30 protein-coding genes are annotated in these 25,963 nt (G+C 32.0%); 24 read left to right on the top strand and 6 right to left on the bottom strand.

The window, feature by feature from the left end; genetic code table 11:
- The 5 genes from AC9UFV_RS02475 to mnmE all read left to right on the top strand — a co-directional run bounded on the left by AC9UFV_RS02475 (position 1) and on the right by mnmE (position 5,473).
- Positions 1-297 (top strand): putative quinol monooxygenase, encoded by a 297-nt coding sequence (locus AC9UFV_RS02475; protein WP_509572421.1) that lies wholly within the window; start codon positions 1-3, stop codon positions 295-297.
- A 10-nt stretch (positions 298-307) separates the two neighbouring features.
- The gene (gene gldF / locus AC9UFV_RS02470) at positions 308-1,033 is read left to right on the top strand and encodes a gliding motility-associated ABC transporter permease subunit GldF (protein WP_509572419.1); all 726 of its coding nucleotides are present in this window, start codon (positions 308-310) and stop codon (positions 1,031-1,033) included.
- A gap of 2 nt (positions 1,034-1,035) precedes the next feature.
- Positions 1,036-2,712: a gliding motility-associated ABC transporter substrate-binding protein GldG gene (gldG, locus tag AC9UFV_RS02465; protein WP_509572433.1), complete on the top strand. Its 1,677-nt coding sequence runs from the start codon at positions 1,036-1,038 to the stop codon at positions 2,710-2,712.
- 111 nt (positions 2,713-2,823) lie between these two features.
- Entirely contained in the window at positions 2,824-3,942 is a 1,119-nt protein-coding gene (gene dnaN / locus AC9UFV_RS02460) for a DNA polymerase III subunit beta (protein WP_509520182.1), read from the top strand.
- Between the two features lie 130 nt (positions 3,943-4,072).
- The gene (gene mnmE, locus AC9UFV_RS02455; protein ID WP_509572417.1) at positions 4,073-5,473 is read left to right on the top strand and encodes a tRNA uridine-5-carboxymethylaminomethyl(34) synthesis GTPase MnmE; all 1,401 of its coding nucleotides are present in this window, start codon (positions 4,073-4,075) and stop codon (positions 5,471-5,473) included.
- A 56-nt stretch (positions 5,474-5,529) separates the two neighbouring features.
- On the opposite strand, the gene AC9UFV_RS02450 is transcribed toward mnmE, so the two are convergent.
- Complete coding sequence (locus tag AC9UFV_RS02450) at positions 5,530-6,453, bottom strand: LysR family transcriptional regulator (RefSeq protein WP_509572415.1); 924 nt, start codon at positions 6,451-6,453, stop codon at positions 5,530-5,532.
- 296 nt (positions 6,454-6,749) lie between these two features.
- Between AC9UFV_RS02450 and AC9UFV_RS02445 the strand changes: the two genes are divergently transcribed.
- The 5 genes from AC9UFV_RS02445 to AC9UFV_RS02425 all read left to right on the top strand — a co-directional run bounded on the left by AC9UFV_RS02445 (position 6,750) and on the right by AC9UFV_RS02425 (position 11,212).
- Positions 6,750-7,031 (top strand): hypothetical protein, encoded by a 282-nt coding sequence (locus AC9UFV_RS02445; protein WP_509572413.1) that lies wholly within the window; start codon positions 6,750-6,752, stop codon positions 7,029-7,031.
- On the top strand, positions 7,031-7,867 hold the full coding sequence (locus tag AC9UFV_RS02440; RefSeq protein ID WP_509572411.1) for a DUF6671 family protein: 837 nt from the start codon (positions 7,031-7,033) through the stop codon (positions 7,865-7,867). The genes AC9UFV_RS02445 and AC9UFV_RS02440 overlap by 1 nt, the downstream gene beginning before the upstream one ends.
- A 5-nt stretch (positions 7,868-7,872) precedes the next feature.
- On the top strand, positions 7,873-8,832 hold the full coding sequence (locus AC9UFV_RS02435) for an L-threonylcarbamoyladenylate synthase (protein ID WP_509572409.1): 960 nt from the start codon (positions 7,873-7,875) through the stop codon (positions 8,830-8,832).
- The gene (locus AC9UFV_RS02430) at positions 8,829-10,181 is read left to right on the top strand and encodes a dihydroorotase (protein ID WP_509572407.1); all 1,353 of its coding nucleotides are present in this window, start codon (positions 8,829-8,831) and stop codon (positions 10,179-10,181) included. The genes AC9UFV_RS02435 and AC9UFV_RS02430 overlap by 4 nt, the downstream gene beginning before the upstream one ends.
- 68 nt (positions 10,182-10,249) lie before the next feature.
- Positions 10,250-11,212: a sodium-dependent bicarbonate transport family permease gene (locus tag AC9UFV_RS02425; RefSeq protein WP_509572405.1), complete on the top strand. Its 963-nt coding sequence runs from the start codon at positions 10,250-10,252 to the stop codon at positions 11,210-11,212.
- A gap of 26 nt (positions 11,213-11,238) precedes the next feature.
- Here the strand turns inward: AC9UFV_RS02425 and AC9UFV_RS02420 are convergent, their stop codons facing one another.
- Together AC9UFV_RS02420 and AC9UFV_RS02415 are read right to left on the bottom strand one after the other, a co-directional pair.
- Positions 11,239-12,585 (bottom strand): DEAD/DEAH box helicase, encoded by a 1,347-nt coding sequence (locus AC9UFV_RS02420; protein WP_509572403.1) that lies wholly within the window; start codon positions 12,583-12,585, stop codon positions 11,239-11,241.
- Positions 12,586-12,669: 84 nt separating this feature from the next.
- Positions 12,670-13,257: an NUDIX hydrolase gene (locus AC9UFV_RS02415; RefSeq protein WP_509572401.1), complete on the bottom strand. Its 588-nt coding sequence runs from the start codon at positions 13,255-13,257 to the stop codon at positions 12,670-12,672.
- 7 nt (positions 13,258-13,264) lie between these two features.
- On the opposite strand from AC9UFV_RS02415, the gene pyrE reads away from it, so the two are divergent.
- Positions 13,265-13,906, top strand: coding sequence for an orotate phosphoribosyltransferase (gene pyrE, locus AC9UFV_RS02410; RefSeq protein WP_509572399.1), 642 nt, complete (start codon positions 13,265-13,267; stop codon positions 13,904-13,906).
- Positions 13,907-13,928: 22 nt separating this feature from the next.
- On the top strand, positions 13,929-14,321 hold the full coding sequence (locus AC9UFV_RS02405) for an SRPBCC family protein (RefSeq protein ID WP_509572397.1): 393 nt from the start codon (positions 13,929-13,931) through the stop codon (positions 14,319-14,321).
- A 12-nt stretch (positions 14,322-14,333) separates the two neighbouring features.
- Here AC9UFV_RS02405 and AC9UFV_RS02400 read toward each other — a convergent pair whose 3' ends face one another.
- Entirely contained in the window at positions 14,334-15,065 is a 732-nt protein-coding gene (locus AC9UFV_RS02400) for a biotin--[acetyl-CoA-carboxylase] ligase (protein ID WP_509572395.1), read from the bottom strand.
- Positions 15,066-15,158: 93 nt separating this feature from the next.
- Here AC9UFV_RS02400 and rsfS point away from each other — a divergent pair, with 93 nt between their 5' ends.
- The 9 genes from rsfS to AC9UFV_RS02355 all read left to right on the top strand — a co-directional run bounded on the left by rsfS (position 15,159) and on the right by AC9UFV_RS02355 (position 21,986).
- Entirely contained in the window at positions 15,159-15,530 is a 372-nt protein-coding gene (gene rsfS / locus AC9UFV_RS02395; RefSeq protein ID WP_027309822.1) for a ribosome silencing factor, read from the top strand.
- Positions 15,531-15,543: 13 nt separating this feature from the next.
- The gene (ftsH, locus tag AC9UFV_RS02390; protein WP_509572393.1) at positions 15,544-17,496 is read left to right on the top strand and encodes an ATP-dependent zinc metalloprotease FtsH; all 1,953 of its coding nucleotides are present in this window, start codon (positions 15,544-15,546) and stop codon (positions 17,494-17,496) included.
- A 112-nt stretch (positions 17,497-17,608) separates the two neighbouring features.
- Positions 17,609-18,211: a lactate utilization protein B/C gene (locus AC9UFV_RS02385; protein ID WP_509572391.1), complete on the top strand. Its 603-nt coding sequence runs from the start codon at positions 17,609-17,611 to the stop codon at positions 18,209-18,211.
- A gap of 1 nt (position 18,212) precedes the next feature.
- The gene (locus AC9UFV_RS02380; RefSeq protein WP_509572389.1) at positions 18,213-19,061 is read left to right on the top strand and encodes a phosphatidate cytidylyltransferase; all 849 of its coding nucleotides are present in this window, start codon (positions 18,213-18,215) and stop codon (positions 19,059-19,061) included.
- A complete protein-coding gene (locus AC9UFV_RS02375) occupies positions 19,051-19,701 on the top strand; it encodes a phosphatidylserine decarboxylase family protein (RefSeq protein WP_509572387.1) in 651 nt (216 codons plus the stop codon). The genes AC9UFV_RS02380 and AC9UFV_RS02375 overlap by 11 nt, the downstream gene beginning before the upstream one ends.
- A 3-nt stretch (positions 19,702-19,704) precedes the next feature.
- Positions 19,705-19,974, top strand: a complete 270-nt coding sequence (locus tag AC9UFV_RS02370) for an acyl-CoA-binding protein (RefSeq protein WP_509572385.1) — start codon at positions 19,705-19,707, stop codon at positions 19,972-19,974.
- A gap of 7 nt (positions 19,975-19,981) precedes the next feature.
- Complete coding sequence (locus tag AC9UFV_RS02365; protein ID WP_509572383.1) at positions 19,982-20,755, top strand: superoxide dismutase; 774 nt, start codon at positions 19,982-19,984, stop codon at positions 20,753-20,755.
- Between the two features lie 27 nt (positions 20,756-20,782).
- A complete protein-coding gene (locus AC9UFV_RS02360; RefSeq protein ID WP_509572381.1) occupies positions 20,783-21,286 on the top strand; it encodes a DUF6452 family protein in 504 nt (167 codons plus the stop codon).
- On the top strand, positions 21,267-21,986 hold the full coding sequence (locus AC9UFV_RS02355) for a DUF6048 family protein (RefSeq protein ID WP_509572379.1): 720 nt from the start codon (positions 21,267-21,269) through the stop codon (positions 21,984-21,986). Before AC9UFV_RS02360 ends, AC9UFV_RS02355 begins: the two co-directional genes overlap by 20 nt.
- Here the strand turns inward: AC9UFV_RS02355 and AC9UFV_RS02350 are convergent, their stop codons facing one another.
- Positions 21,987-22,223, bottom strand: coding sequence for a hypothetical protein (locus AC9UFV_RS02350; RefSeq protein ID WP_509572377.1), 237 nt, complete (start codon positions 22,221-22,223; stop codon positions 21,987-21,989).
- Positions 22,224-22,233: 10 nt separating this feature from the next.
- The gene (locus AC9UFV_RS02345; protein ID WP_509572375.1) at positions 22,234-23,409 is read right to left on the bottom strand and encodes a THUMP domain-containing class I SAM-dependent RNA methyltransferase; all 1,176 of its coding nucleotides are present in this window, start codon (positions 23,407-23,409) and stop codon (positions 22,234-22,236) included.
- Positions 23,410-23,477: 68 nt separating this feature from the next.
- Here AC9UFV_RS02345 and AC9UFV_RS02340 point away from each other — a divergent pair, with 68 nt between their 5' ends.
- The 3 genes from AC9UFV_RS02340 to murQ all read left to right on the top strand — a co-directional run bounded on the left by AC9UFV_RS02340 (position 23,478) and on the right by murQ (position 25,962).
- Positions 23,478-24,242: a class I SAM-dependent methyltransferase gene (locus AC9UFV_RS02340; RefSeq protein WP_509572373.1), complete on the top strand. Its 765-nt coding sequence runs from the start codon at positions 23,478-23,480 to the stop codon at positions 24,240-24,242.
- Positions 24,242-24,922, top strand: coding sequence for a ZIP family metal transporter (locus AC9UFV_RS02335; RefSeq protein ID WP_509572371.1), 681 nt, complete (start codon positions 24,242-24,244; stop codon positions 24,920-24,922). The genes AC9UFV_RS02340 and AC9UFV_RS02335 overlap by 1 nt, the downstream gene beginning before the upstream one ends.
- A gap of 218 nt (positions 24,923-25,140) precedes the next feature.
- Positions 25,141-25,962, top strand: a complete 822-nt coding sequence (gene murQ, locus AC9UFV_RS02330) for an N-acetylmuramic acid 6-phosphate etherase (protein WP_509572369.1) — start codon at positions 25,141-25,143, stop codon at positions 25,960-25,962.
- Position 25,963 lies beyond the last annotated feature (1 nt).

The raw sequence follows: 25,963 nt of genomic DNA, 5'->3' as shown, positions 1-25,963 counted from the left end.
ATGTTTGTAAGAATTGTAAAAATGAGTTTTCACGAAGATAAGATTTCCAATTTTTTAGAAAATTTTGAAGTTATAAAAGAGAAAATACGAAATGCGCCAGGAAATCGTTTATTAGAATTGTATCAAGATAAAACCGACAACTGCATTTTTTTTACTTATAGTTATTGGGAAACCGAACAAGATTTGGAAAATTATAGAAATTCCGAACTTTTTTTCGAAATTTGGACAGATACAAAAAAGCTATTTAATAATAAACCTGAAGCCTGGAGCGTGGAAAAATTAGTTTCTTTAGTTTAAAAAATATAAAATGAAAGCAATATTATTCAGAGAAATTAGGTCCTTTTTCGGTTCGCCGATTGGCTACTTAGTAATCGCTATTTTCCTAATTCTTAACGGATTGTTCTTATGGATTTTCAACGGTGAGTACAATATCTTAGATTCTGGTTTTGCCGATTTAAGTCCGTTTTTCACTATTTCTCCTTGGATTTTGCTATTTCTAATTCCTGCGGTTACCATGAGAAGTTTCGCTGACGAAATGAAACAAGGAACCTTGGAGTTGCTTTTAACCAAGCCTTTAAGTATTTGGGAAATTGTTGGTGGTAAGTTTTTGGGATCGTTTTTATTAATTGTAATAGCTATAATTCCAACATTGATTTATGTATATGTAATTTCTAAACTTGGTATGCCCGAAGGCAATATCGATATGGGAAGCACTATAGGATCTTATTTTGGGTTGTTGTTCTTAATTTCAGGCTATTGTTCTATTGGAATATTTACTTCGTCAATAACCAACAATCAGATAATTGCATTTTTGGTTGCGGTTTTATTGTGTTTTACTTTCTACTTCGGATTTGATGGTATTGCTACCTATTTACCAAGTTTGGAAAGCAGTATTTCCCATTTAGGAATGAACAGTCATTTTAAAAGTATGAGCCGCGGGGTAATTGATACTCGCGATTTATTTTATTTTTCAAGTGTAACTGTCTTTTTCATGTCACTTACTGTTTTTAAATTAAAATCTTTAAAATTGTAATGATGAAAAATAAAAATCTAAAATCGGTAGTATTTATTTCACTAGTATTAATCCTAATTAATATTGCTGGGAACTTCTATTTTCATCGTTTTGACTTAACCGCTGATCACCGTTATACGCTTTCCCAAACTACATTAAATATAGTTAAAGACGTTAAAGAACCTTTGATTATTTCTGTATTCTTGAAAGGAGAATTGCCAGGTGAAATGAAGAAATTGCAAACAGAAACGCAACAAATATTAGAAGAATTTAAAGCTTATAATTCTAATATTGTTTTTCAATTTGTAAATCCACTAGAAGAAGAAGATAAAAAAGACGCCACCATTCAAGCGTTTCTAGAAAGTGGTTTAACTCCAATAAATGTAACCTTAAATGACAAAGGAAAACAAACACAAGAAGTAGCTTTTCCTTGGGCGATTGCAACTTATCATGGTAGAAGGGTAAAAGTTCCGTTGCTAAAAAATGTTATGGGAGCTTCAATTGCTGAAAAAGTAGTGAGTTCTGTCCAACATTTAGAATATGCTTTTACAAGCGCATTTAATTCTGTTATGAAACCTAAACAGAAAAAAGTTGCCGTAATAAAAGGAAATGGCGAGTTGAACGATTTATTGATGGGAGATTTCATTAAACAAGTCAAAGAAAACTATTTTATTGGGACTTTCACTTTGGATTCAGTTGCTAATAAACCGGTTGAAACCTTAGCTTTTTTAAAGAAATACGATCTTGCAGTTATTGTAAAACCAATTGAAAAATTCTCCGACGAAGAAAAGCTGGTTTTAGATCAATTTGTAATGAATGGCGGAAAAACACTATGGCTTATCGATCAAGTGAACATAGAAATGGATAGCCTGTATAATGAATCTGGAACTACTTTAGCCTTTCCAAACGATTTGAATTTGAACGATATGTTCTTTAAATATGGAGTGAGATTAAATCCCGACATGGTTAAAGATATTATGGCTGCTCCCATTACTCTTGCTACGGGTGAAAACGGAAGCGGAACGCAATACAATCAATTTCCTTGGTTTTATTCACCATTGGTTTATCCAACAGCAAAACATCCAATTGTGAGTAATCTTGATGCGGTGAAATTTGAATTTACCAATGGAATTGACACTTTAAAAAACGGAATTAAGAAAACTGTTTTATTACAATCTTCCCCTTATTCCAGATTAGTTGGTGCTCCGGTAGAAGTAAAATTAGAATTGGTTAACGATCGCCCTGAGCAATCGGAGTTTTTAAATAAAGGAAACATTCCTGTTGCGGTTTTATTGGAAGGGCAATTTCATTCAGCATTTGAAAACCGAGTATTGCCATTTCAGGAGAAATCGTTTTTGAATTTAGGTAAAACCAATAAAATGATTGTGATTTCTGATGGTGATGTGATTAAAAATCAATTGGACAAAAATTACCAGCCTTTAGAATTGGGTTATGACAAATGGACCAATAAATTATACGGAAATAAGGAATTCATGATGAATTGTGTCAATTATTTATTGGATGACAACGGACTTATTAACATTCGAAGTAAAGTGGTAAATCTACCTATTTTAGACAAAGAAAAAGTCTATGATAATTACACAAGTGCTCAAATTATAAGCGTAGGATTACCAATAATTATCTTGGGAATATTCGGATTACTTTTCACTTTCCTTAGAAAAAGAAAATACAGCAAATAATTGTTAATAAATTTGTTTTCACTATTTGATTAGATTAAGATATATTTGTAAAACAAAATGAAAATAATTCTGAATAATTCAGATTTTAAGATTGATTAAAAAAAGCCAAAGATGAAGTTTATAGTATCGAGTTCGTACTTATTGAAACAATTACAAGTATTAGGAAGTGTTATTAACAGTAGCAACACCTTACCTATTTTAGATAATTTCTTATTTGAATTAGACAACAAAACATTAACTGTTTCTTCTTCAGATTTAGAAACTACCATGTCTGCAACTTTGGATATCGATTCTGAAAGCAAAGGAAGTGTTGCGGTACCTGCAAAACTACTTTTAGAAATATTAAAAACATTTCCTGAGCAACCGCTTACATTCACTGTTGAAGAAAATAGCACTATCGAAATTAGCTCTAATTCAGGTAAATATGCATTGGCTTATTCACCAGGCAGTGAGTTTCCAAAATCAGTGAATCTTGATAATCCATCAACTACATTAGTTCCTGCAGAAGTTTTGGCAACTGCAATTAGTAAGACTATTTTTGCTGCTGGAAACGATGATTTACGTCCAGTAATGTCTGGCGTTTTCTTTCAATTTTCACCAGAAGGATTAACATTTGTGGCAACAGATGCTCATAAATTAGTTAAATATGCTAGAACTGATGTAAAATCTTCGCAAGTAGCCGATTTTATTATGCCGAAAAAACCTTTGAACATTTTAAAGAGTATTTTAGGTACTTCAGATGCAGAAATCAAAATTGAATACAACGATAGCAACGCAACTTTCTCATTTGACAATTACATTTTAATGTGTCGATTGATTGATGGTAAATATCCAAATTACGAAGCCGTTATTCCTAAAGAAAATCCGAATAAATTAATGATTGATAGAACACAATTTTTAAATTCTGTTCGTCGTGTAGCGATTTTCTCAAATAAAACAACCCACCAAATTCGTTTGAAAATTGCTGGTGCAGAATTGAATATTTCAGCTGAAGACATCGATTATTCTAACAAAGCCGAAGAAAGATTGACTTGTGATTATCAAGGTGATGATATGCAAATTGGTTTCAACTCAAGATTTTTAACCGAAATGTTGACCAATCTTCAATCGGATATGATAATGCTAGAAATGTCATTGCCAAATCGTGCCGGAATTTTAACTCCAGTTGACGGTTTGGAAGAAGGCGAAACAGTTACCATGCTTGTAATGCCGGTAATGCTTAACAATTAACCAACCAAACCAATATAAAGGTCAATTAAATCCGAATTTTCTTAATTGAAATTTCGGATTTTTTTATTTCAAAAGCGAGGGTTTATAACCAATTAATTTCTTTGTAACTTTGCCACTTGATTTTCAAACTATGATTCAAAACGACACCATTGTAGCCTTAGCCTCCCCTTCTGGATCAGGAGCAATCGCTGTTATTCGTGTTTCTGGTTTGGATGCAATAACCATTTGCAAATCGGTTTTTAGTTCCGTTTCTGGTAAAGATATCAGCAAGCAGAAATCACACACTTTGCATTTAGGGCATATTGTGGATGATGAAAAAGTGATTGACCAGGTTTTGCTTTCTATATTTAAAGGAACCAATTCCTATACAGGCGAAAATACGATCGAAATTTCTTGCCATGGCTCAACCTATATTCAGCAACAAATTATTCAATTATTACTTCGAAAAGGTTGCCGTATGGCAAATGCGGGAGAGTTTACTTTACGTTCGTTTTTAAATGGAAAAATGGATTTGTCACAAGCTGAAGCAGTTGCTGATTTAATTTCCTCTGATAATGAAGCGTCGCACCAAATTGCAATGCAACAAATGCGTGGTGGATTTAGTAATGAAATCATGCAATTACGACAAGAATTATTGAATTTTGCTTCCTTAATCGAATTAGAATTGGACTTTGCTGAAGAAGATGTTGCTTTCGCAGATAGAACTCAGTTTAGAGATTTATTAAATAGAATTGAATTCGTATTGAAACGATTAATTGATTCTTTTGCGGTTGGAAATGTTATAAAAAACGGAATTCCTATTGCTATTGTGGGCGAACCTAATGTTGGGAAATCGACTTTATTGAATGCGCTATTAAATGAAGAACGCGCCATCGTTTCAGAAATTGCGGGAACCACTCGTGATACCATTGAAGATGAATTGGTAATTGGCGGCATAGGATTTCGTTTTATTGACACTGCAGGAATTCGAGATACAGAAGACGTTGTTGAAAGCATTGGAATTAAAAAAACATTCGAAAAAATCGAACAAGCCCAGGTGGTGTTGTATTTGTTTGATAGTTTAAAGTTTAAAGTTCAAAGTTCAGAATATATTTTAGAAATAGAAAAAATTAAAAATCAATTTCCATTAAAGCCTTTAGTTGTAATAATCAACAAACTTGATTTAATGACAGATTTTGAAATTTCGACTATTCGTAAAGAACTTGAAACATTAAACATTAAACTAATTTTCATAAGTGCGAAGGAGAATATCGGTGTTGAAGATCTTAAACATCAGTTGTTGTCTTTTGTTAATACGGGAGCTTTACGAAATAATGAAACTATTGTGACCAATACCCGTCATTACGATTCTTTACTTAAAGCGTTGGAAGAAATTCAGAAAGTAAACTTCGGATTGCAATCCAACATTTCAAGTGATTTAATGGCAATCGATATTCGAGAAGCTTTGTACCATTTTGGAATGATCACAGGAGAAGTTACCAATGACGAGCTTTTAGGTAATATTTTTGCTAATTTTTGTATCGGAAAGTAGAGGAATTACAAATAAATAAATTTCACTTTTATATAAACCGTTTTTGTTTTTTTAATCTAATATTGTTCAGACCAGCTAAATTTATCCTGAACGATTTGCTCCTTTTCTTTAGTCAAATACTCTAAAAAAGCTTTAGAAACTGGAGAATGTTGTTTTCCCTTTAACCATATTAAGCTCCAGGTTGTTTTTATTGGAAGGCCTTTGATTGAAATAATTTTCAATTCGTTATTTTGTATTTCATTTTTAATCCCAATTAATGGCATTATTGAATATCCTAAACCAGCCAATAGCGATTGTTTAACTGCTTCATTAGAGGTTAACTCCATTTTTTTTAATACCGAAATATTGTTTCGTGAAATAAAACTTTCCATTGTTTCCCTTGTGCCCGAACCTTTTTCTCTAAATATTAATGGTAAATTTTTAAAAATATCTTTAATATTGGTTCCCTGCTTACCATTTAATTCATTGCTTCCAACTAAGAATAATTTATTTTGAAGTAGATCTAATTTTTCAATATTTAATGTATTTGGCAAAATAGAAACCAGGGCAAAGTCAACTTCATTATTTACTAAACTTTCAATGACTTTGTTTTTATTGGTAACATCCATTAATAATTCTATACCAATATGATGTTGTATAAAATTGGATAGAAAATAAGGCATTACATACTTTCCAGTTGAAACCACCGAAATTTTTAAACGGCCTGTTAATTGCCCTTTAAAAGCCAATGTTTTATTATTAATGGCATAAACTTGGTTAATAATATTTTCGGCAGCCTCTGCAATTTCTATACCAAAATCGGTGATATATATCTTTCGTCCAACTACTTCAGTTAGTGGAATGTCGAATTGTTCTTGAAAATTTTTTAACTGTATAGAAACCGCAGGTTGAGTAAGATGCAACTCTTCTGAGGCTTTTGTTACGCTTTTTGTTTGCACTATTTTCAAAAAAATCTGTAATTGATTTAAAGTATAGTTCATAATTATATTTTATAGAATACATTACAAAGATAAATAAAAATTTATGAATTAGAATTATCAATTTTGCAGTGTTTAAAAAAACTTCAATACTTTTTGAATTTTAAATAGTAATTATAATTGAAACAAGATGGATATAATTCGAATAAAAACTAGCATTTATTTATTATAAATGATTGCTTTTCTTGTTACAGCATTTATTACGAAAGACGAAATAAATAGTCAAATATTTACTTCATTATCAATAATTATTGGAGTAATAGCATTTAAATCAACATCCCCTAAAAATTCAAAAGAAAATGAATAAAATTGAAAAATTAAAACTTATAGAAGGTGAATTCACATTTAATGAAGCGAGAGAAATCCTAACAAGTATGTTTAATTCTAAAATCAATTTTCATAACATCCAAAATTGGAGTTCTCAAGAGCGATATGGAAAAGACGATGAAACGGCTCAAAAGAAAATTCCGCTACTAAAAAACGAAATTGAAAAACTTGAGGAAATTATTTTAGAGGCTAAAGCCAATAATAAAAAACTGGTTATTAATTCAGAAATAAATATTTCATTAAAAGACAATTAATGTTCCAAGGAAGGAATTTACTTATTGCAACAAAACACAAAAAAGAAAAAGTAATTGCTCCAATTTTAGAAAGCCAATTGGGAGTAAAATGCTTTGTTGCTTCTGATTTAGATACTGATAAATTGGGAACATTTACTGGAGAGATTGAAAGAAAGGGCGATCCAATTACAACTGCTCGAAATAAATGCCTAATAGGTATGGATTTGACAAATTGTGATTTAGCAATTGCAAGCGAAGGTTCTTTTGGATCTCATCCAACCATTTTTTTTGCAGCTGCCGATGATGAATTTTTGGTCTTAATAGACAAAAAAAATAATATTGAAATAAGTGCACGAGAACTAAGTTTAGAAACCAATTTTAATGGTTCAGAAATAAAAACAATAGAAGAACTTCAAGAATTTGCGACCAAATCAAATTTTCCCTCACATGGCCTAATTCTAAGAAAATCAAAAGAGGAATTAGAAGAAATTACCAAAGGAATACTTAATGAAAAGCTATTGAACGAAACTTTTTTTGAACTAATAAAAAATCACGGAACAGCTTATATAGAAACCGATATGCGTGCAATGTTCAATCCTAGTCGAATGAAGGTGATTGAAAAAGCCACCTTGAAATTAGTTGACAAGATAAAATCCTTATGTCCAAAATGTGAAACACCAGGTTTCGGAATTGTTGATAGAAAAGTAGGTTTGCGGTGCAATCAATGTAACTTTCCAACGCGGTCAACTTTAAGCTATATCTATAATTGTCAAAAATGTAATTATAAAAAAGAAGAGGAATTTCCTAATGGAAAAAAAACGGAAGACCCAATTTACTGTGACATTTGTAACCCTTAAATGATATGATAACAACAGATATAAAGAAAGCAAAAAAAGCACTTAAAAAAAATAAGCTTGTAGCAATTCCAACAGAAACTGTATACGGACTTGCTGGAAATGCCTATGATGAATCTGCACTTGTCGAGATTTTTAAACTCAAAAACAGACCTTTTTATAATCCGCTAATTATTCATATAAAGTCGGCGTCAAGTATTACAGATGTTGCAATTGATATCCCAGAAAGCGCAATGATTCTAGCTGAAAAATTTTGGCCTGGACCTTTAACATTAGTTTTAAAAAAGCAACCCCATATATCCGATTTAATTACCGCCGGTAAAGATACCGTTGCTGTAAGAGTTCCTAATCATCCAGTAGCACTAGAACTATTAGACAAACTTGATTTTCCTTTAGCAGCACCTAGCGCAAACCCTTTTGGATCTATAAGTCCAACTAATGCCGATCACGTTTTCAATTATTTTGGAGGAAAACTAGAGGTGATTTTAGATGGTGGCGAATGTGAAAAAGGTTTAGAATCTACGATTATAGGTTTTGAAGACAACCAACCAATTTTGTACCGACACGGATCTATTTCTTCGGAGGAAATAGAAAAGGTTACGGGTAAACTAAGAACAATTACAAATAGCGAAAAAACTCCAAACGCACCAGGAATGTTGTCTAGACACTACGCTCCAAATACAGATACTTACCTTACCAACAATGTAGTGGAGTTGATTAAATGTTTTAAAGGAAAAAGAATTGGAATCTTAGTATTTAAAAATCAAATTAATGGTAATGGTATTATTCACAAAGAAATTTTATCAAAATCGGGCGATTTGAATGAAGCAGCAAAAAATTTATATGCGGCAATGCATCGTTTGGATGAAAAAAATTTAGATGTAATTATTGCAGAACGTTTGCCTGATGTTGGTTTAGGCAAAACCATGAATGACAAATTGGAGAGAGCAACAAAAAAAGCAAGATGAAAACAATTATAAGAAATGCATCAATTGTAAATGAAGGCAAATGTAGTATTGCAGATATTCTAATTTCAGATGGTAGAATTGAAAAAATAGCTCCTTCAATTAGTTTGAAAAATCAAGAATTGATAACTGAAATTAATGCGGAAGGGCTGTACTTATTCCCTGGAGTAATTGATGATCAAGTTCACTTTCGAGAACCAGGTTTAACACACAAAGGAACTATTTATTCCGAATCTAAAGCAGCTGTAGCAGGCGGAATTACATCATTTATGGAAATGCCAAATACAATTCCCAATACGTTAACTCAGGAATTATTAAAAGAAAAATATGTTACCGCTTCAAAAACAGCATTGGCAAATTATTCCTTTTTTATGGGAATCAATCAAAACAATTTGGAAGAAGCATTAAAAACCAATAACGAAACTGTTTGTGGTATAACTGATGATGGTTTGTATTTTAATAATGACGAAGGGATTCTAGCAAATTATCCAGAATTTTTAGAAAAACTATTTTCTAGAACTGAATCACTTGTTGCCTTGCATAGTGAGGATGACGGTATTATTAAAAATAACACTCACTTTTATCGCGAAAAATTCGGGGAAACCATTCCTTTTGAATTTCATCCAAAAATTAGAAGCGAAGAAGCTTGTGTGGCTGCTACAAAACGAGTTTTAGAAATAGCAAAAAAACACAACAATCGGTTGCATTTGTTTCATATTTCAACACTTTCAGAAGCTAATTTATTCGAAAATATACTACCAATTAATGAAAAAAGAATTACTGCCGAGGCCTGCGTGCATCACCTTTGGTTTTCAGATGCTGATTATGCAAAATTGGGCTCGAAAATAAAATGGAATCCAGCAGTAAAATCCGAGAAAGATAAAAATGGTTTATTGGCAGCACTTTTAGAAAATAGATTAGACATTATTGCAACTGATCATGCTCCTCACACTATTGAAGAAAAAAGCGGCACCTATTTCAAATCAATGTCTGGAGGTCCTTTGGTTCAACATGCTTTGCCTGCAATGCTTGAATTTTATCATGAAGGTAAAATTAGTCTAGAAAAAATTGTAGAAAAAATGAGCCACCATGTTGCAGAAATTTATAGAATAAAGGAACGAGGTTATATTCGAGAAGGATATTTTGCCGATTTAGTACTTGTTGATTTAAATCAAAATTGGCAAGTAACTCCGAAAAATATACTTTATAAATGCCAATGGTCACCATTTGAAAATCAAGTCTTTAAGAGCAAAATTGTAAAAACTTTTGTAAATGGAAATTTAGTTTATGATGATGGAATTATAAATGAAGGCAAACTAGGGAAAAGATTATTGTTTTCAAAAATTAGATAATAATTAGTAACCGCTATAAATTACATAAAAAGAGAAAGAATACTAATTGATACTAAAAATAAAAAAATATGAATTTAGATTTACTAATTGATAACTTAACCAACCCAGCATTACTATTTTTTGCACTTGGAGTTTTAGCAGTTTATTTAAAAAGTGATTTGGAAATACCAGAAAATTCTTCAAAGTTCATTTCATTGTACCTTTTATTCGCGATTGGTTTTAAGGGTGGACAAGAATTATCACATGAAGCAATTACAATGGAAATTGGTTGGGCAATGTTGTTTGGTATTTTTATCTCATTAATGATCCCAATTTACAGCTTTTTTATACTTCGAAAAAAATTAAATGTATATAATGCAGGAGCAATTGCAGCAGCATATGGATCGGTTAGTGCAGTAACATTTGTAACTGCGGTTACCTATCTTGAATCGCAGCAACTCCTACTTCATGGCTATATGGTAGCAATTATGGCATTAATGGAGTCGCCAGCAATAATAATTGGATTGATACTAATTTCAATATTCAATAAAGACGAAACCCAAAAAATTAAAAAAAGTAGCGTGATTAAACATTCCTTTACAAATGGAAGTGTATTACTTATACTGGGAAGTTTGATTATTGGATATGTAGCAAATGCAAAACAGGCAGAGGGAATAAAGCCGTTTACCAACGATCTATTTAAAGGATTTCTAGCTATTTTCTTATTGGATATGGGAATTACAAGCGGTAAAAAACTAAAAGCATTCTTCTCATTTGGATGGTTTCCAATACTTTTCGCAATTATTATTCCAATTATTAATGGCTGCGTTGTTGCTTATCTAAGTTCTTTTGTAACTCATGAAATATCCAACCGATTTATGTTTGCCGTTTTAGCAGCAAGCGCGTCTTATATTGCAGTTCCAGCAGCTATGAAAATTTCAGTACCCAAGGCTAATCCTGGCCTTTTATTACCTATGGCACTAGCAGTAACGTTTCCAATAAATATAACAATTGGGATGCCTATCTATTTTCTAATTGTACAAAATTGCTAAAACCTTAAATCTTAAATCTAAAATCACTACTCCTCTACTTTCTTAACGACTTTTCTGGCAACTTCAATTTTGTACTTTTTGCCCTTCATTTTTTCTTCGCGAATATTTTGAAGTAAGTCTTTGACTTTATTGAATTTAACCGCCGCAAATGAAATAAAATCTTTCACTTCGATTAATCCTAAATCGCCTTTTTCGAGTTTGCCTTTTTGAGAAAAGAAACCTACAATATCAATTTTATTTAACTTGTTTTTCTTACCACCACTGATGTAAATCGTTTGAAATTCTGGAGGTTTTGGCAATGAAGTTGAATTTTCAACTTTTAAAGATTCCATTCCATAATTGATGTAATCCATCTTTTTCTCGCTTTCGTGAGCGATAATATAGGCGGTTCCCGAAGCCAACATTCGTGCAGTTCTACCATTTCTGTGAGTAAATTCATCCTCTTTTGAAGGCAAATGATAGTGAATTACGTGTTTCATTTCTGGAATATCCAATCCACGTGCGGCTAAATCGGTAGTGACCAAATAGCTCACACTTCCGTTTCTAAACTGAATTAAGGCTCGTTCACGTTCGTCTTGATCCATTCCGCCGTGGTAATAAGTAGCGTAAATTCCCTTTTCGTTTAGTGCATCGCTGATGCGTTCGGCAGCGTCTCGGTGGTTGCAAAATATCAGTGCCGATTGAGATTTCAAGGAACAAATCAAGTTGAATAAACTACCTATTTTGTCTTTTTCTTTAGAAACTACCAATTTCATGGATAAATTCGTGCGCTCTTCTTCGGCAGGAATATAATCCAGAATCGTAGGATGGATCACTCGCGTGTATTTTGGTATTTCAATATCAGAAGTTGCCGAAACCAAAACGCGCTTGTTAAGCTTCGTTAATTTCCCAATGATAAATGACATTTGCTCGTGGAATCCCAATTGCAAAGATTTGTCAAATTCATCTAAAACCAAGGTTTGAATTTTGTCTAAACGGAAAGTTCCACGGTCAATATGATCGGCGATTCGTCCGGGAGTTCCAATTAAAACTGCTGGCGGATTGCTTAAATTTTTAATTTCGGTATCGATGAAATGTCCGCCATAGCATACGTTTACTTTATAATCGGTTCCCATTTTTTTCCAAACTTGCTCGATTTGCAAAGCCAATTCACGGGAAGGAACTAAAATCAAACATTGCACCGAAAGAATTTCAGGTTGCAACATTTCAAATATTGGCAATAAAAAAGCCAATGTTTTCCCAGAACCTGTTGGCGATAAAAGCAAAATGTTGTTGTCGCTCAAAATCGTTTCTTGCGCGGCAATTTGCATTTCGTTTAGGTTATCAATGCCTAAATTGAGAAGTATATTATTGGAATGGTATTTCGTTTTCATTTTGCAAAGGTAAACCCAATAATTAATTATAAAATATAAATGTTGAATTATAAATTGGGAGATAGAAAAACAACAAGCTTACTTTTATTCTTCAAATAACAACTTGATGTTTTCGTAGGAATTTTTCAGTGCTTCTTTAATTTGTTCAGGGTTTTTCCATTCTACTTTCTCAATTCCTTCTTCGGCTTGACCAATGGGAATTCCATCATAGGTAGAATGCATTTCAAACCAATGGGTGATTTTAAGTTTGTAAATGCCGTTGCGTTTAAAAACGTGATACGTTTTTTGGAGTTTTTTAGAAATTGACAATCCGTTTACGCCGGTTTCTTCTTCCACTTCGCGCATGGCAGTGTCTTCAATTTCTTCACCTTTATTTGTTCCGCCTTTCGGCAAATCCCATTTTCCGTTTCTAAAAATGAATAAAACTTCGCCGTTTTTATTGTAAACTAATCCGCCACCAGCTTTATTAACGGGGATTTTTGTCTTTAAAACCTTCATTATTTCCTTTTCATCGGGATGATACAAATACGCTTTTTGAATTTTATTTTGGAAATATTTTACGATAAGCTGTTTGAAATCAACACTTTCAAGCAAGAACAGTTGGAAATCTGTTTCTTTGAAGATTTGATTTGTTAAAAAAAGTGGTTTATCGTTGACAAAAACTTTATACATTTGTACTATGATTTTTAATAAAGACACAGCCGAAAAAACAGCCGAATTGCTTTTACAAATTAATGCAATTAAATTGAATCCACGAAATCCTTTTACATGGGCTTCGGGATGGAACTCCCCTATTTATTGTGATAACAGGATAACACTCTCATTTCCAGCAGTTAGAAATTACATTCGTGATGAATTTTCTAAAAACATTGAGAAACAATTTGGAAAACCAGATGTAATTGCAGGAGTTGCTACTGGAGCAATTGGAATTGGAATTCTTGTTGCCGAAAGTTTGGGATTACCGTTTGTATATGTTCGTCCAGAGCCTAAAAAACACGGTCGATTGAACCAAGTGGAAGGATATTTGCAGAAAGGACAAAACGTAATAGTAGTGGAAGATTTAATTAGCACTGGGAAAAGTAGTTTGCTAGCTGTTGAAGCTTTAAAAGAAGCTGGTGCAAATGTTAAAGGTATGGCTGCCATATTCAGTTATGGATTTGATATTGCAACAGATAATTTCAAAAATGCCAATGTTGATTTATACACTTTAAGTAATTACGAAAACCTTTTACCATTGGCTGTAGCCAAAAGATACATCACTGAAGAAGAAGAAATCACCTTACAAGAATGGAGAAAAAGTCCATCTACCTGGGGAAAATAAATAGCCTAAAATTCCAACTATTATGAATTTAGAAAGTCCAAAAGTTACCGTTCAAAACAATGCAACTTATTTGTTTAATGCACTTTGCGATGTAAACAATTTTGAGAAATTAATGCCAGATAGCATTGCAAAATTCGAAGTTACTGATGCTGATTCGTTTATATTTGGATTAAAAGGGATGCCTGAAATTAAATTGAGAATGAAGGATAAAACGCCCAATTCTAAAATTGTTTTAGGAGCTGCGAGTGATAAATTACCATTTACATTAACTGCCAATATTGAGGAGATATCGGAATCTTCAGCAGCCATTCAATTGGTTTTTGAAGGAGAGTTTAATGCGATGATGGCGATGATGGTGAAAGGACCAATTTCCAAATTCATTGAGACTTTATCTGAAAACATGTCTAAATTATAAGTTCAATTGACTTTAGTAAAGTAACTGAATTTCTTTTATTCCATAAGTTTCGATAGTATCATTTTCTAATTTTACTTCCAATTTCCCGTTGGAGTTTACACCTTGAATTATTCCCATAAATTTAGTTCCGTCGGGTAATGAAAAAGCCATTGGAATTCCTTTTTTAAATAAATTGAAATTATAGCTGTTCCATAATTGGGAAGCCGATTTATTTTGAAGTAAATCACAATTAAAATTCAAACAATCTATCAATTGGTTTAGAAGAATACCTTTATCAAATTCCTTTTTTGAGATTACTGCCATTGAAGAAGCTTTAGGAAGATTATCAAAATTAATTTGATTAACATTCAATCCGATGCCAATAATTGAAGAGATTTCTCCGTTATTCTTGATGGAATTTTCAATTAATATTCCTGCAACTTTTTTATTGTCTGACAATATGTCGTTTGGCCATTTAATTGATAAATTAGGAATATTATTTTTTTCTAATGTTGCTAAAATGGATAGGGCAACTGCAACATTAAGATCAAAAATTTCATTAATATTGATTAATACATTGTTCACTAAAACACTAAACATAAGGTTTTTACCAGTTTCAGAATCCCATTTTGCTCCCATTTGACCTTTGCCACGCGTTTGACTTTCGGCAGTTACAACAGTGAAATTCTCTAGTGATTGTTCAGCTGACAAGCGCTTCAGAAAATCGTTAGTTGAATCTATGGCATCGAGTTTGATTAATTTCATAAAGCAAAATAGACTATGTTAATTTAAACTTGTGTTAAGTTTCAAAATTAAGTACAAAAAATGGTAACTTTGCAAAAAACATAAAATTATTAAATGGCTAAAAAGAATAATAGCAATGATGTTTTGTTAACAAACATTATTAAAGGGATTGAGGAAGTAAAAGGAAATGATATTGACATTTTAGATTTAAGAGCAATTGATAATTCGGCTTGTGATTATTTTGTAATTTGCAATGGAAATTCGAACACTCAAGTTACCGCAATTGTAAATTCAGTTCAAAAAACAGTTTCAAAAGAAATAAAAGACAAGCCTTGGCATGTAGAAGGAATGGAGAATGCAGAATGGGTTTTAATGGATTATGTGAATATTGTGGTTCACGTATTTCAAAAAAATATTAGAGAATATTATAACATTGAAAGTCTTTGGGGTGACGCAAAAATCACAACAATAGAAAATAAATATTAAGAAAATAAATTAAATGGCTTCAGAAAACAATCCAAATCCAAAAAAAATAAAAATTAGTCCTTGGCTAATTTATGGTGTAGTTGCACTGATATTTTTATTCATAAGCTTTATTACTGGTGGTTCAAGTTTTGAGGAACCATTAAAAACATCGTCGTCAAAATTCAACGAATACCTTGAAAAAGGTCAAGTTGGAAAAGTTATCGTTTATAATAAATCGGAAGCTGAAGTTTATTTAACAGCTGAAGCATTAAAAGATCCAATTCACAAAGCGGTTGCAAACGACATGTTAAACCGACCTAGTAAAGGACCTCATTATTCATTAGAAATTGGTAACGATGAAATCTTTCAAAATAAATTGGAAGCAGCTGTAAAAGCTAAGAAATTAAGAGAATATAGTTTTTTGCCAAAAAGTAGTTGGGGTGATTTACTTCAGATGATATTGCCTTTTATACTAATTCTTGGATTGTGGATTTTCATAATGAGAAGAATGAATGGTGGTGCTGGTGGCGGTGGTGGTCAAATTTTCAATATTGGGAAATCAAAAGCAAAATTATTTGACGAAAAGACAGATATCAAAACTACTTTCAAAGATGTAGCTGGACTTGAAGGTGCGAAAGAAGAAATTCAAGAAATTGTAGAATTTCTTAAAAACCCAGAAAAATATACCAATTTAGGAGGTAAAATCCCAAAAGGTGCTCTATTGGTAGGGCCTCCAGGAACAGGAAAAACATTATTGGCGAAAGCCGTAGCTGGAGAAGCTCAGGTTCCCTTTTTCTCTTTATCAGGATCTGATTTTGTTGAAATGTTTGTTGGTGTAGGTGCTTCAAGAGTTCGTGATTTATTCAAACAAGCGAAAGAAAAATCACCAGCTATAATTTTCATTGATGAAATTGATGCGGTGGGAAGAGCTCGTGGAAAAAACAATATGTCAGGAGGAAATGACGAGCGTGAAAACACGTTAAATCAATTGCTTACTGAAATGGATGGATTTGGAACGAATTCCAATGTAATTGTCTTGGCTGCAACCAATAGAGCTGATGTTTTGGACAAAGCATTAATGAGAGCGGGACGATTTGATAGACAAATATTTGTTGATTTACCAGACATCAGAGAACGAAAAGAAATATTTGAAGTTCACTTAGCCCCATTAAAAAAAGTAGAAGGTTTAGATACCGACTTCTTAGCGAAACAAACTCCAGGATTTTCTGGTGCTGATATTGCTAATGTTTGTAACGAAGCCGCATTAATAGCTGCAAGAAACAACAAAACTGCAGTTGACAAACAAGATTTTCTTGATGCTGTAGATAGAATTGTTGGTGGACTAGAAAAGAAAAATAAAATAGTTACCCCAGATGAAAAAAGAGCAATTGCAGTTCATGAAGCGGGTCACGCAACGGTAAGTTGGATGCTAGAACACGCTGCACCATTAATCAAAGTAACTATAGTTCCTAGAGGTCAAAGTTTAGGTGCTGCTTGGTATTTGCCAGAAGAGCGATTAATCGTTCGAACCGAGCAAATGCTAGATGAAATGTGTGCAACTATGGGTGGACGTGCTGCAGAAAAAGTAGTTTTCGACCGAATTTCAACTGGTGCGTTAAGCGATTTAGAAAAAGTTACCAAACAAGCTAGAGCGATGGTAACCGTTTATGGTTTAAATGACAAACTAGGAAATATTACTTATTACGACTCTACAGGTCAGAGTGAATATAGCTTTTCAAAACCCTATTCAGAAGATACTGCAATGGTAATTGATAAAGAAATTTCAACATTAATAGAAAGTCAGTACCAAAGAGCGATAACTATTTTATCTGAAAATAAAGATAAATTGAATAAGTTAGCTGATATTTTAATTGAAAAAGAAGTGATTTTCAAAGATGATTTGGAATCAATATTTGGAAAACGACCATTTGATCCAATAATTTCAGAAGAAATTTCCGAAGAAATTTCGGAAGAAACTCCAGAATAATTTATAAATAAATAAAAATTTAAAAATCTTAATTCAAAAAACCTATTTGAATTAAGATTTTTTTTATCTTTGAATGTTTTGTTAAAACAAACTAAATATTTCAGGAATAGTTATGAGTCTTTTTAGAAAATTTTTTGGTTCTAGTGATGAATCCTCAAATGAGGATAACATTAGTGAATTCAATCGCTCAGGATCAGATCTATCCTTACCAATTGACGAAAGATTCACTTTTAATTTCAAGAAAAATGGAGGAAAATTCTTGTATTGTGAGAATCTAACTGAAATTAAAGAACAGTTTGAAAATATTTTAGAAGAGAATGATTGGTTTGAATCGGAAGTTTTGTGCTTTGATGCAGGTTTATTCAGCATTTTAGATGAAAACAAACTTACTTACGACCAGCCTTCAAACCCTAAATTTCTTTTTGCTACTTGTGAAAATTTAATTGCAGAAGAAGGGTCTATCTTATTTTCATCAAGTCAAATTAAACAAAACAAGCCCAACGAATTGCCTACAAACATCATAATTTATGCCACAACAAGTCAAATTGTTGAAAGCACTAGCGATGGACTTCGAATGATAAAAAATAAATACCTTAAGAACTATCCTACCAATATAACTACAATTAAGTATTTTGAAAAAGTTAAAGAAGATGACTTTTTACATTATGGAAGTTCTGCAAAGAATCTTTATTTATTGCTTTTAGAGGATTTATAAAATGGATGAAACTCTAAAAAGAGCAATTTCAGGAGCTATTTACATATTTTTATTACTTGCTTCGATTCTTTATTCAACTGAAAGTTTTTTAATTTTATTTGGAGTATTCCTAATTATCTCCCTCTTTGAATTTTGCAACTTAATTCAAGTCGATAAATTAATTCCTGTTTTAGCAGGTACTTCTTTGTATGTTTTGATTACTTTTTTTAGCAACTATAACGAAAGTAAATCCTCAGATATCCAAACGTTAGATATTATTTTACTTGTTTCTACCCTACTAGTATCTATAAAATGTATTGTTTTTTTGTTTGATAATACTATTCAGTCTGTGAGTAATTTATCAAAGTATCTATATCTATTAGGGTATATTACTTTACCTTTTGTATTCATAACCAAAATATCATTTGGTGTAAATGATTACAATCCTAAAATAATTATCGGTTTATTCATATTGATCTGGACCAACGACACTTTTGCCTATATTGTAGGTAAATCAATAGGGAAACATAAATTATTTGAAAAAATATCACCAAAAAAAACAATAGAAGGTTTTTTTGGAGGATTGATTTTTGCGATATTTGCAGGGTATTTAATTTCAATTTATTTAATTAAACCATCGGCTCAATTTAGCGATAAATCCATTTTAATTTGGGTGATAATTGCAGCCATTGTTGGAGTAATTGGAACTATTGGCGATTTAATTGAATCTAAATTCAAACGAATTGCTGGTGTTAAAGACAGCGGTAAAATAATGCCAGGTCATGGCGGTGTTTTAGATCGATTAGATAGTGTTATATTTGTAGCACCATTCATATTTTTATTTTATAAAATTTTATATTATGTTTCATAAAGAAGGCGGAAAAATCATATTGTTTTCAACTACATTAACTGTTGCACTTTTGTTATTAGCGGATACATTTATAACAACTATTTGGTTGCAAAAAACATTTGAAATTTTAGTACTGTTATTTCTAATTATAATTTTACAATTCTTCAGAAATCCTGTCAGAAATGTAGTAATCAATGACAATCACATTATCGCTCCTGTTGATGGAAAAGTAGTAGTAATTGAAGAAGTATTTGAAGGTGAATATTTTAAAGACAAGCGCATGCAAGTTTCCATTTTCATGTCGCCAATAAACGTTCATGTTACAAGGTATCCTGTAAATGGTTTAGTTAAATTTAGCAAATACCATCCAGGTAAATTTTTAGTTGCTTGGCATCCAAAAGCAAGTGAAGAAAATGAAAGAACTACAATTGTAGTTGAAAACAAAGTGTTTGGCGAAATATTATACCGTCAAATAGCTGGAGCATTAGCAAAGAGAATTGTAAATTATGCTGAAGAAGGAACACAAGTAGTTCAAGGAACCGATGCTGGTTTTATAAAATTTGGTTCAAGAGTAGATTTATTCTTGCCTTTGGGGACAGAAATTAATGTAAAACTAAATGAAAAAGCAGTTGGAGGTAAAACAATAATTGCGATAAAATAATAAATGGACAATAGAGACTTAGAAACCAGATTTGCTGAAGCAGTAGAAATAGCTTCAAATATGTCGCAGGATTCATTGCCTCAAGATGTACAATTACGATTATACGCCTATTACAAACAAGCTACATTTGGTACGGCAAATGGAATTCCAAATTCAAATTTTGACTTAAGAAATGCTTTTAAAACCAATGCTTGGATGCAAATTAGTCATTTATCAATTGAAGAAGCCAAAGAATTATACATACAAAATATATTATCATTACAGAAAAAATAAACTTATCATGAAAAAGGCAAAATTTTACATACTGTGTTTTTCATTACTTACCCTAGTAATTTCTTGCAACAATAAAAAACTCACTGAAGTTGTTGAAGTTCCTTTACCAACGGCTGAGGAAAAATTTACAATTGGTTCCCCAAATGATGTTGAAGCAAATGATGGAGTTTTTGAATTAATAAAATTACCATATGCATATGACGCTATTTCTCCAGAAATTGAGGCTGGAACAATGCAATTACATTACTCTAAACACTATTTAAATTACACCAATAGCCTTAATAAAGCGATTAAAGATACCGATTTTGAAGACTTATCAATCGAAGAAATATTGGCAAAATCAATTCCTGATAGTTTGAATATTAGAAATAATGCTGGTGGATATTATAACCATTCGTTGTTTTTTGAATGTATTGGACCAAAATCCGGAAGCCAACCGAAAGATACTCTAGCAATGGCCATAAATAGAGATTTTGGTTCAATAGACGGATTTAAAAACCAATTTAAAAACGCAGCAAATAGGGTTTTTGGGTCTGGATGGGCTTGGTTGATTGTTGATAGCTCTGGAAAATTGAAAGTTACTACCACCGCAAATCAAGACAATCCATTAATGCCAAGAGCAGAAGTGCCCGGGAAACCAATTTTAGCTCTAGATGTTTGGGAACATGCTTATTATATAGAATATCAAAATTCTCGAAAAAACTATATTGATGCCTTTTTCAATATTATCAATTGGAAAATAGTTGGAGAAAAATACGAAGAAGCCCTAAATAAGGAATAATTCGTATAACGCAAATTTATAATCTAAATGAAAAAGTTTAAACTTCTATTTATCTGTTTACTTTCTGTTACTTTTTCAAGCTGCGAAAAGGATGACATTTGTGATGCAAACACTGCTACAACTCCAAAACTGATAATTGAATTTTATGACATTCTAAATCCTACAATTAAAAAAAATGTTACCAATTTAGCTGTTAAAGAAATAAATACTTCTACGAGTTTAGTATTTAATGGAACAAGCAAAATCAAAATTCCTTTAAAAACAAATGTAGATCTTACCAAATTTAGTTTTATTTTAAATAGCACAGATGCAGCAATTGATAACGAGGATTTCCTTCAATTTAATTACTCAAGAGAAAATCTATTTGTCTCAAGAGCTTGTGGATTTAAAACCAATTTTACACTAAATTCAACAACACCATTTGTTAAAACTGAAGCTTTAATTCCTGATGGGTATTGGATTCAAAATGTTGTAATTACTACTTCAAATATAACCTCTGAAAATGAAATACATGTCAAAATTTACTTTTAGTATACTGCTGATTTTGACATCATTTTTAGTGATTGCTCAAAAAACAAAAACAGACAGTATTCCTCCAAAAATTGAAAAATACGGAATCCGATTTGGAGCTGATATTTCAAAATTAGTTCAATCTTTTTACGATAAAAATTACAAAGGAATTGAATTTGTCGGTGATTACCGAGTAACAAAAAATTATTACTTAGCTGGTGAATTAGGAAATGAAAACACTACAGTTGAAGACAGTAGGTTAAGTTTTACAACTCAAGGAACTTATTTAAAAGTTGGTTTCGACTATAATTCCTATGAAAATTGGCTAGACATGCGAAATATGATTTATTTAGGTATGCGATATGGCGCAAGTACTTTCAGCCAAACCTTAAATTCCTATACCATCTATAACACATCAACCTATTTTCCTGAGGCTCCAACCGTAATTTCTGGACAAAAATACAACGGATTAACATCTCAATGGATAGAAGTAGTATTGGGATTAAAAGCAGAAGTCTTAAAAAATATTTATTTAGGATTTAGCGTAAGAGCAAACCGACTACTAACCAACACAAAACCTGACAATTTTGACAATTTATATATTCCAGGCTTCAATAGAACCTACAATGGAGATTTTGGAGTTGGTTTTAACTATACCGTTTCCTATTTCTTACCTTTGTATAAAACTAAATCAAAGGCTGATCCGAAAAAGAAGAATTAATTACTTAATTTCTTTAATTCCTTTTAAGAATAACCATTTCATAAATAGTTTTTCACCATCGTTTGTTTTTACCGCTTGAAATTTAGGTGACAAAATTGTACTGACAACAAATGATGTAATTGGAACCCAAAATCCAGTTAAATTTGAATATTTTTCTAATAAAATTCTAAACAGAATAAACAAAACAGCGAAACATAACAATTGGAAAACGAAAGCTTTAACTTGTAATTTAGTCATAATTATAAATTTAATCAGTTGAATTTTCTATAACTTGGAATTTTGTTCTTTTACTACCTTCATACATTTCGTATTTCACTAATCTAGCTTCAATACTTGCATTAAATAACTTTATTTTTCTTGACGGCTTAAGACCTACAAACTTCAATGCTTCTAGGTTTCCTGTGATAAACCAAGCATTAGTCCCTGGATAATTTTTCTTCAAAGTATCACCAATATTCTTATAGAATTCTTCCATATGAATATCTAAACGTTCGTCATATGGAGGATTGAAAACGAGGTGTAATTTACCTTCAGAATTCTTTTCAGTCTCAAAAAAGTTCTTTTCTTGAATGGTTATGTATTCCTCTAAATTGGCATTTTTTATATTTTCTTTTGCTTTACTTACCGCACTTGGCGCTTTATCATAACCTTTAATAGTGTAATGAAATTCTCGAACTTTCTTCATTAACGAATCCATAATCATATCAAATAGATCATTATCCCAATCGTTCCATTTTTCAAAAGCAAATTCTTTTCTATTGATGTTTGCTGGGATATTACAAGCAATCATTGCAGCTTCAGCAAGAAAAGTTCCTGAACCGCACATGGGATCCAAAAAATCACTTTGACCGTCCCAACCTGATAATAATACTATTCCAGCGGCTAAAACTTCATTTATTGGAGCAATATTGGTCGCAGATCTATACCCTCTTTGGTGCAATGAATTCCCTGAAGTATCCAAAGCCACAGAAACTTGATCTTTATCAATGTGGATATTAATTCTTAAATCGGGGTGTGCTTTATCAATACTTGGCCTCTGCCCTGTTCTCTCGCGAAATTGATCTACAATGGCATCTTTACATTTTTGAGAAATAAACTCCGAATGATTGAAATGGGTTGAATGCACCGTTGCATCGATCACAAAAGTTTGATTGGCATTAATGAACTTAGACCAATTAATCCCTTGAACACCTTTGTATAACTGACTCTCATTGGTGGCTTTAAAAAAATAAATCGGTTTTAGAATTTTTAGAGCAGTCCTCAAAGACAAATTGGCTTTGTACATAAAACCTTTATCTCCTTTAAAACTTACCATTCTAACGCCTTGCTCAACATCCTGAGCGCCAAGCATTTTTAGTTCATTCGCCAGAATTTCTTCAAAACCAAAAAAGGTTTTGGCAATCATTTTAAAATTATTTTCCATTATAAAATCAAGTATTCGTTGCAAAAATACACTAAATTTGCTCGACTTTAATTAATTGAAAAAAGATAATGTCGGATTCAAATAAACAAATGGAACAAAATTCACCATTAAAAACCAGTAATTGGTTTGCTTCTTGGTTTGATTCTCCCTATTATCATGTGCTTTACAAGGAACGTGATGAAATAGAGGCTCAATTGTTTATGGACAACATAGTACATTACTTAAACCTTCCTGAAGATGCTAAAATTTTAGATTTAGCTTGCGGAAAAGGACGTCATTCAATTTATTTAAATCAAATGGGATTCCATGTAACAGGAGCAGATTTATCCTCAAATAGTGTTGCCATAGCTTCACTTAATGAAAATGAAACGCTAAAATTCGTTGAACACGATATGCGAATCCCGTTCGATCAGAAATTTGATGCCATTTTTAACTTATTTACAAGTTTTGGTTATTTTGAAAATGACGAAGATAATTTTAAAACGCTCAAAGCTATAAGAGATAGCATTTCTGAATATGGATTTGCAGTAATCGACTTCATGAATGTGCACAATGTACTAGCAAACTTAGTGCCTGAAGAAATAAAAATTGTTGATAAAATCGAATTTCATATCAAAAGATATTTAAAAAATGGATTCATCTACAAGGAAATTGATTTTGAAGACCAAGGCCAAAAATTTCATTTTACAGAGAAAGTGAAAGCAATAACTCTAGAAGATTTTGAATCAATGATGGAAAATGCAGGTATTTATTTACTTGATGTTTTTGGTGATTACAAACTGAAAAAATTCCACAAACTAGAAAGTGAAAGATTAATATTGATATTTAAATAATGAGTACCTATTTTCCGTTCTTACTTCCTCTATTTTCTGTATTAATCGGATATACTTTTGCATTATTTATTAAGCCAAAAGTTAAAAAAAATCTGAAATTACTTTTAGCATTTAGTGGTTCTTTTTTATTATCACTAACAGTAATGCATTTGCTTCCAGAGCTTTATGTTGGTAATAATTCAAGTATTGGATTATTTATAATGCTTGGAATTTTATTTCAAATTATATTAGAATTTTTCTCAAAAGGTGCCGAACACGGCCACGTGCACGGCCACGATAAATTGCAAAAAATGCCATGGCTACTTTTTATAAGTTTGTGTATTCACGCATTTTTAGAAGGATTTCCTGTGGGTCACCAACACAAATTGGCTTTGGGAATTGCAATTCATCATTTCCCAATTGCGATAATATTAACCACCTTTTTCGTAAATGCCGAATTAAACAAAAAAGCGTTGTTTTTATTCATGGTCTTCTTTGCAATTATGACGCCTTTGGGAACTTTGGCTTCAGAGATTTTACCAATAATTAATAGCTATTACAACGAAATTACGGCAATTGTCATTGGAATATTATTCCATATTTCGTCAACCATTATTTTTGAAAGTAGCGAAGGACACAAATTCAATATTGCCAAAATTTCTATGATTGTTCTCGGAATTGTAATTGCCTATTTTATATAATTTGGGCGTGCCCTCGTTTACAACGATTCTTTTTCCAATTAAATTAAGTGCAAAACTCGGTCGGGCTATTCGCTACAAGTCCTCGCCACGTTCCGTTTTACTCCACTTGCCTGTGGGCTTTCCACTTCTATCCCTCACGCTAAAAAATTGCACAATTTTACAATAGCGGTTTACATAAAATCTTTGTAACTTTGAACTTAAATCATTGAATCTATAAAATGACCTTTATTAAAACTACCGAACAATCTTCAAAATACGAACATTTAGAAAAAATGTCGGTTGAAGAATTGTTATATAATATCAATCAAGAAGACCAAACCGTTCCTTTAGCAGTTGAAAAAGCATTGCCTCAAATAACAGAATTAATAACTCAAATAGTTGCAAAAATGAAACTTGGAGGACGATTATTTTATATCGGCGCTGGAACTTCTGGGAGATTAGGAATTGTAGATGCCTCTGAATGTCCGCCAACATTTGGAGTACCTTTTGATTTGGTAAATGGAATAATTGCTGGTGGCGATAAAGCCATTCGACGTGCTGTTGAAAATGCCGAAGATAACCCAACGCAATCTTGGATCGACCTTAAAGCTGAAAATATCTCAGAAAACGATGTGGTTGTTGGAATTGCAGCTTCAGGAACGACGCCATACGTAATTGGAGGTTTGAAAGCGTGTAATGAAAATAATATAATTACTGGATCTATTTCTTGTAATGCTGGAAGTCCGCTTTCACAAACAGCACAATTTCCAATTGAAGTAATTGTAGGCCCTGAATTTGTAACTGGAAGCTCGCGAATGAAAGCTGGAACCGCACAGAAATTAGTATTAAACATGATTTCAACGGCTACAATGATTCAGTTGGGAAAAGTGAAAGGGAATAAAATGGTAGATATGCAATTGAGCAATAGCAAATTGGTAGATCGTGGTGTAAAAATGATTATGGGTGAAATTCCAGTAACCTATGAAAAAGGAGCTGAATTATTAGCAAAATATGGAAGTGTGAGAAAAGCAGTCGACCATTATAATAATGAAAACAAATAAT

This window comes from Flavobacterium sp., assembly GCF_044349645.1.
Classification (GTDB): domain Bacteria; phylum Bacteroidota; class Bacteroidia; order Flavobacteriales; family Flavobacteriaceae; genus Flavobacterium.
The sequence above is the reverse complement of the archived record's forward strand: the minus strand, read 5'-3'. Positions and strand labels throughout refer to the sequence as shown.

Bases quoted from the DNA above. Each gene is read 5' to 3' on its own strand.
- AC9UFV_RS02475 (WP_509572421.1), top strand. From the start codon at position 1: ATGTTTGTAAGAATTGTAAAAATGAGTTTTCACGAAGATAAGATTTCC.
- gldF (WP_509572419.1), top strand. From the start codon at position 308: ATGAAAGCAATATTATTCAGAGAAATTAGGTCCTTTTTCGGTTCGCCG.
- gldG (WP_509572433.1), top strand. From the start codon at position 1,036: ATGAAAAATAAAAATCTAAAATCGGTAGTATTTATTTCACTAGTATTA.
- dnaN (WP_509520182.1), top strand. From the start codon at position 2,824: ATGAAGTTTATAGTATCGAGTTCGTACTTATTGAAACAATTACAAGTA.
- mnmE (WP_509572417.1), top strand. From the start codon at position 4,073: ATGATTCAAAACGACACCATTGTAGCCTTAGCCTCCCCTTCTGGATCA.
- AC9UFV_RS02450 (WP_509572415.1), bottom strand. From the start codon at position 6,453: ATGAACTATACTTTAAATCAATTACAGATTTTTTTGAAAATAGTGCAA.
- AC9UFV_RS02445 (WP_509572413.1), top strand. From the start codon at position 6,750: ATGAATAAAATTGAAAAATTAAAACTTATAGAAGGTGAATTCACATTT.
- AC9UFV_RS02440 (WP_509572411.1), top strand. From the start codon at position 7,031: ATGTTCCAAGGAAGGAATTTACTTATTGCAACAAAACACAAAAAAGAA.
- AC9UFV_RS02435 (WP_509572409.1), top strand. From the start codon at position 7,873: ATGATAACAACAGATATAAAGAAAGCAAAAAAAGCACTTAAAAAAAAT.
- AC9UFV_RS02430 (WP_509572407.1), top strand. From the start codon at position 8,829: ATGAAAACAATTATAAGAAATGCATCAATTGTAAATGAAGGCAAATGT.
- AC9UFV_RS02425 (WP_509572405.1), top strand. From the start codon at position 10,250: ATGAATTTAGATTTACTAATTGATAACTTAACCAACCCAGCATTACTA.
- AC9UFV_RS02420 (WP_509572403.1), bottom strand. From the start codon at position 12,585: ATGAAAACGAAATACCATTCCAATAATATACTTCTCAATTTAGGCATT.
- AC9UFV_RS02415 (WP_509572401.1), bottom strand. From the start codon at position 13,257: ATGTATAAAGTTTTTGTCAACGATAAACCACTTTTTTTAACAAATCAA.
- pyrE (WP_509572399.1), top strand. From the start codon at position 13,265: ATGATTTTTAATAAAGACACAGCCGAAAAAACAGCCGAATTGCTTTTA.
- AC9UFV_RS02405 (WP_509572397.1), top strand. From the start codon at position 13,929: ATGAATTTAGAAAGTCCAAAAGTTACCGTTCAAAACAATGCAACTTAT.
- AC9UFV_RS02400 (WP_509572395.1), bottom strand. From the start codon at position 15,065: ATGAAATTAATCAAACTCGATGCCATAGATTCAACTAACGATTTTCTG.
- rsfS (WP_027309822.1), top strand. From the start codon at position 15,159: ATGGCTAAAAAGAATAATAGCAATGATGTTTTGTTAACAAACATTATT.
- ftsH (WP_509572393.1), top strand. From the start codon at position 15,544: ATGGCTTCAGAAAACAATCCAAATCCAAAAAAAATAAAAATTAGTCCT.
- AC9UFV_RS02385 (WP_509572391.1), top strand. From the start codon at position 17,609: ATGAGTCTTTTTAGAAAATTTTTTGGTTCTAGTGATGAATCCTCAAAT.
- AC9UFV_RS02380 (WP_509572389.1), top strand. From the start codon at position 18,213: ATGGATGAAACTCTAAAAAGAGCAATTTCAGGAGCTATTTACATATTT.
- AC9UFV_RS02375 (WP_509572387.1), top strand. From the start codon at position 19,051: ATGTTTCATAAAGAAGGCGGAAAAATCATATTGTTTTCAACTACATTA.
- AC9UFV_RS02370 (WP_509572385.1), top strand. From the start codon at position 19,705: ATGGACAATAGAGACTTAGAAACCAGATTTGCTGAAGCAGTAGAAATA.
- AC9UFV_RS02365 (WP_509572383.1), top strand. From the start codon at position 19,982: ATGAAAAAGGCAAAATTTTACATACTGTGTTTTTCATTACTTACCCTA.
- AC9UFV_RS02360 (WP_509572381.1), top strand. From the start codon at position 20,783: ATGAAAAAGTTTAAACTTCTATTTATCTGTTTACTTTCTGTTACTTTT.
- AC9UFV_RS02355 (WP_509572379.1), top strand. From the start codon at position 21,267: ATGTCAAAATTTACTTTTAGTATACTGCTGATTTTGACATCATTTTTA.
- AC9UFV_RS02350 (WP_509572377.1), bottom strand. From the start codon at position 22,223: ATGACTAAATTACAAGTTAAAGCTTTCGTTTTCCAATTGTTATGTTTC.
- AC9UFV_RS02345 (WP_509572375.1), bottom strand. From the start codon at position 23,409: ATGGAAAATAATTTTAAAATGATTGCCAAAACCTTTTTTGGTTTTGAA.
- AC9UFV_RS02340 (WP_509572373.1), top strand. From the start codon at position 23,478: ATGTCGGATTCAAATAAACAAATGGAACAAAATTCACCATTAAAAACC.
- AC9UFV_RS02335 (WP_509572371.1), top strand. From the start codon at position 24,242: ATGAGTACCTATTTTCCGTTCTTACTTCCTCTATTTTCTGTATTAATC.
- murQ (WP_509572369.1), top strand. From the start codon at position 25,141: ATGACCTTTATTAAAACTACCGAACAATCTTCAAAATACGAACATTTA.